Raw genomic sequence first — 4,450 nt, 5'->3', positions numbered from 1 at the left:
TGGGGGACTTTCGGACAGGATTTCTTGCTCAAAGTCCCCCAAACTTGGGGGATTTGGGGGGCTGCCTAGAGTGATCGCTACAGCGAGGAATTTCATCGAATTCACGTTAAGTTACATTTCTGCACAAGTCCTGCATTTTTCAGATCTACCGTAGAAGAGTCAGAAAAAGCACATTCCTTTCTATTCATACAGAACTCTTGTGATGTCTTTATTTCGCCAAATCGCGACTAGGGTCATACAGTCAGGGTATCTCTCATCCAAGACCGAACAACAGCTAAAACGGCTTGCTAGTGTCTATTTTGACTCAGATGATGTTGACACCATTATATTGTTGCAACAAGCCCTACTATCAGGCAAAGTGCAACGCATTGATGACTGATACGGAGCCGTTTTGCATTCACAAAATCAGGGGTAGCAACAAGCGTCAGGAGTCCGAAAACGCCTTAGACATCAGACCTTAGACATCAGACCTTAGACATCAGACTTTAGCCCCATCTGTCTAGTGTCTAAACTCCGCTCACTTCTGTCAGGATGGCGCTCTACACCATCGGACTACAACTCTCTATTAACGTAAATTCGATGAAAGCTTTCACTGCGGTTATTAATTTGGACAGTCCCCTAAATCCCCAAATTCTGGATAACCTCGTCGAATTCGCGTTCTATTAACCTCATCTTTCTCAAAGAAGGAGGAAGCCGGATTCAAGGTTCTCTTTTTGGAGGGCTTTAGGGAAACTGAAGTGCGGCGATCGTCAACATCACTTCACCTTGCAATCTATTAATCCGCTCTCATGCATCTCCACCACTACTCAACTAACTCCCATTCATAGTTGCCGCTGGCACCCCTGCTCCGGAGATTTCACCATGTTAAAACGATTCAACGCAGCAATCATCATTCACGAATGCGTGCAGCGTTTGCAGCAAGGCTATCAATCGGCTTATGGATACGAAACCCTCGAACAAGTTCGTCTGATTACAGCGATCGCTCACACGACATTAGGCGCGATCGCTCGTACCACTGCTGCCTATCACGACCTCGAACATACGGTTTTGGTGACGCTGACCGGGCAAGGAATCCTACAGGGCAAACTGCAAAAAGATGGTAACGTCTCATCCCAGGATTGGATTCACACAATTGTCGCGCTACTGTGTCATGACATTGGCTATGTGGGAGGGATTTGTCAAAGCGATCGCCCCCAGCAAGCCCTATATAGTGACGGATGCGGTTGTTTGGTCTCGCTGCCCAAGACAGCTACCGATGCCAGTCTCACGCCCTTTCATGTCGATCGCGGCAAACAGTTTATCGACGAAGCTTTTAGCCATGAGCCGCTGATTGACTTAGAAATTCTCAAAAACAACCTGGAAATGACTCGGTTTCCGGCACCCCAGGACGGACTGCACGCTGACATCGACACTTATCCAGGTTTGGTGCGTGCCGCTGATTTAATCGGACAGCTAAGTGATCCCCACTACCTAGAAAAACTCCCTGCTCTGTTTAAAGAACTTCAAGAAGTGGGTTCTGCGGACAAGATGGGCTATGAAACTTCTCAAGATTTGCAGTTAGCTTTTCCTGATTTCTACTACAGTGTTGTTGTTCCTTATATCCAACCCGCAATGGACTATTTGCGGCAAACAAAGTCGGGTAAAGCTATTCTGCTAGGTCTGCACTTAAATGTAGTGGCGGCTGAAGTTGATTTGGAGTTAACTGCAATGACAGAAGACAAATTTTTCAGTCAAAAGCCCCAGCAAGGAAATCTAAGCCAAGCTTTTCGGTCTAAAGCAAAAAAATTCCCTCAAGCCTGTCCCCGACTTTTTGAAGGGGATCTTTGCTTCCATTGAGTCTCTTGATACGTAGGCAGCGTTATCTTTTTAACGGGACGTGAATTCGATGCAAGATTTTCGCTTCGTGTTCAAGCCTCAGTCCCCCAAGCTGCCAATCCTGGGGAACTTTCAGACAAAATTTCGTCGAATTCACGCTCTTTTAGCGTTGCACCGTACTTGCCGATTGGTTGAATAAGACCGATCGCGTTTCTTCAACACTAAGATTTTGAGTCTTAAAGGCCTCCGCTTTCTCATAAGCTCGAATCGTCGCCGGGCGTTCTTTAATCGCCTCAAACCAGCGCTTTAGGTGCGGAAAATCTTCTAAATTTTGACCCTGGCGATCGTAGGGCACGACCCAAGGATAAGCGGCCATGTCGGCGATCGAGTAGTTGCCTGCTACAAATTCACGATCGCTGAGACGCTGGTTGAGAACAGCATAGAGTCGTCCGGTTTCTTTGACGTAGCGGTCGATCGCGTAGGGAATCTTCTCAGGCGCATATTGATTGAAGTGGTGATTTTGACCCGCCATTGGCCCTAGTCCGCCCATTTGCCAAAAGAGCCATTGCAGTACCTCAACTCGACTTCGCAAATCCTCACCGATCAGCTTTCCAGTTTTTTCGGCTAGATAGAGCAAGATGGCACCCGACTCAAAAACAGAAATAGGTTCTCCGCCACCAACAGGCTCGTGATCGACGATCGCCGGAATTCGATTGTTGGGCGAAATTTTGAGAAATTCGGGCTGAAACTGATCGCCTTTGCCGATATTGATGGGCGCGATCGTGTAGGGCAGCCCAACTTCTTCCAAAAACATCGTAATCTTGTGGCCGTTGGGGGTCGTCCAATAGTAAAGATCAATCATGGATTTGTCTCCTAGTGGTCTTTTGAACTAACGCTCAATCTCGAACTTTGCAGCGCTTCTGGCAAATGCTTCTAGCGCCAAGAGCTTTGATTGGTCTGAGAAACTTGAATGACTAAACTGTATCGCTAAATTGTTTGGAGTGCAACTGTTTGAATACCAAGAAAATTAGAGTGTTGGGGGCAGCACTTGTTGCGCTCAAGAATACCTGGCGATTAATGTTAGCTTCGCAAGTGTCTTCGGCAACGCTGCTATCAGAACGAAGTCCACCTCCGCGGACTAACGGTTAAAATCGCTTTTTTAGTATGCGAAGGCACACTTCGTTCTTGTAGCCCCGACTTGAGTCGGAGGGCACCTATGATTCGTACAGAGTCTTGAGTGAAGTTTGATATGGTCTACCCAACGCCTGAGCCGCCGATTCCCTTGCCCGACCCGACTCCAAATCCTGCCCCCGAACCGATTCCTAGCCCAGTTTAGAGATCGACCGCGAGTTTACCCGTCGTCAGGGGCGAATATTGGATAGGATGGTCTATGGCCTCTCCTACACAGGGCATAACCTGAGACTGACATGCTAAGAGCCGGGATTGTTGGACTTCCCAACGTTGGAAAATCGACTTTATTTAATGCCCTAGTGGCCAATGCCAAAGCGCAGGCAGCCAACTATCCTTTTTGCACGATCGAACCCAACACGGGCATCGTCGCTGTCCCTGATGAGCGGCTTAACGTGCTGGCAACCCTTTCTAGCTCAGTAGACATCATCCCGGCGCGGGTCGAGTTTGTCGATATCGCGGGGCTGGTCAAAGGGGCGAGTCAAGGTGAAGGACTGGGCAACCAGTTTTTGGCCAACATTCGAGAAGTGGATGCGATCGTCCATGTGGTACGCTGCTTTGAGGATGACGACATCATTCATGTGTCTGGGTCGGTCGATCCGGTGCGCGATGCTGAAATCATTAACTTAGAATTGGGTCTGGCTGATTTGAGTCAGATCGAAAAACGAGTCGAACGCGCCCGCAAACTCGCCCGGACGAGCAAAGAAGCTCAAGTCGAAGTGGCCGCCCTAGAAAAACTGCTCCCAGTTCTCAACGAAGGCAAGCCTGCCCGACAAGTTGTGTTGACTCCAGAAGAAGAACTGTTGATCAAACCATTGGGACTTCTGACTCGCAAGCCGATTATCTACGCCGCCAACGTTGCCGAAGATGAGCTTGCCAGTGGAAACGACTGGACGAAGCAAGTTCAAACCCTGGCTGCTGAGGAGAATGCTCAAGCGGTGATCGTCTCGGCTCAAGTCGAATCAGAGCTTGTAGAACTGTCAGAAGAAGAGCGATCGGACTTCCTATCTTCGTTGGGCGTTGAGGAAGGCGGCTTAAAGTCTTTGATTCGCGCAACCTACGCACTGTTGGGTCTGCGAACCTACTTCACTACGGGGCCCAAAGAAACTCGCGCCTGGACAATCCACGCAGGCATGACTGCCCCTCAAGCCGCAGGGGTTATTCACACTGATTTTGAGCGAGGCTTTATTCGGGCAGAAACGGTGGCTTACAAGGATCTGGTGACCACGGGCGCGATGAATGCGGCCAAAGAAAAAGGACTGGTTCGCAGTGAAGGCAAGGAATATGTGGTGCAAGAAGGCGATGTGATGCTGTTTAGATTCAACGTTTAGAATCCTGAATTGAATAAGATCGATGATTGCCTGGTTGCTTCGCCCCCTAAATCCCCCATGCTGGGGGATTTAGCGATTATCTTGAATGTCAAGCCGGAAGCGCAACTTTTTCAGGG

4 protein-coding genes are annotated in these 4,450 nt (G+C 48.9%); 3 read left to right on the top strand and 1 reads right to left on the bottom strand.

Going from position 1 to position 4,450, the window contains the following annotated elements:
• Window positions 1-202 precede the first annotated feature (202 nt).
• A complete protein-coding gene (locus ACKFKH_RS33240; protein ID WP_446862678.1) occupies window positions 203-379 on the top strand; it encodes a hypothetical protein in 177 nt (58 codons plus the stop codon).
• Window positions 380-861: 482 nt separating this feature from the next.
• Window positions 862-1,836 (top strand): metal-dependent phosphohydrolase, encoded by a 975-nt coding sequence (locus ACKFKH_RS33235; RefSeq protein ID WP_446862677.1) that lies wholly within the window; start codon window positions 862-864, stop codon window positions 1,834-1,836.
• A 142-nt stretch (window positions 1,837-1,978) separates the two neighbouring features.
• Here the strand turns inward: ACKFKH_RS33235 and ACKFKH_RS33230 are convergent, their stop codons facing one another.
• Entirely contained in the window at window positions 1,979-2,677 is a 699-nt protein-coding gene (locus tag ACKFKH_RS33230; protein WP_446862676.1) for a glutathione binding-like protein, read from the bottom strand.
• Window positions 2,678-3,242: 565 nt separating this feature from the next.
• Between ACKFKH_RS33230 and ychF the strand changes: the two genes are divergently transcribed.
• Window positions 3,243-4,334, top strand: a complete 1,092-nt coding sequence (gene ychF, locus ACKFKH_RS33225) for a redox-regulated ATPase YchF (RefSeq protein WP_446862675.1) — start codon at window positions 3,243-3,245, stop codon at window positions 4,332-4,334.
• The last annotated feature ends 116 nt before the right edge of the window (window positions 4,335-4,450 follow it).

The organism is Phormidesmis sp. 146-20, assembly GCF_052939475.1.
Note: the sequence above shows the minus strand (reverse complement) of the source record. Positions and strands in the feature narration are given on the sequence as shown.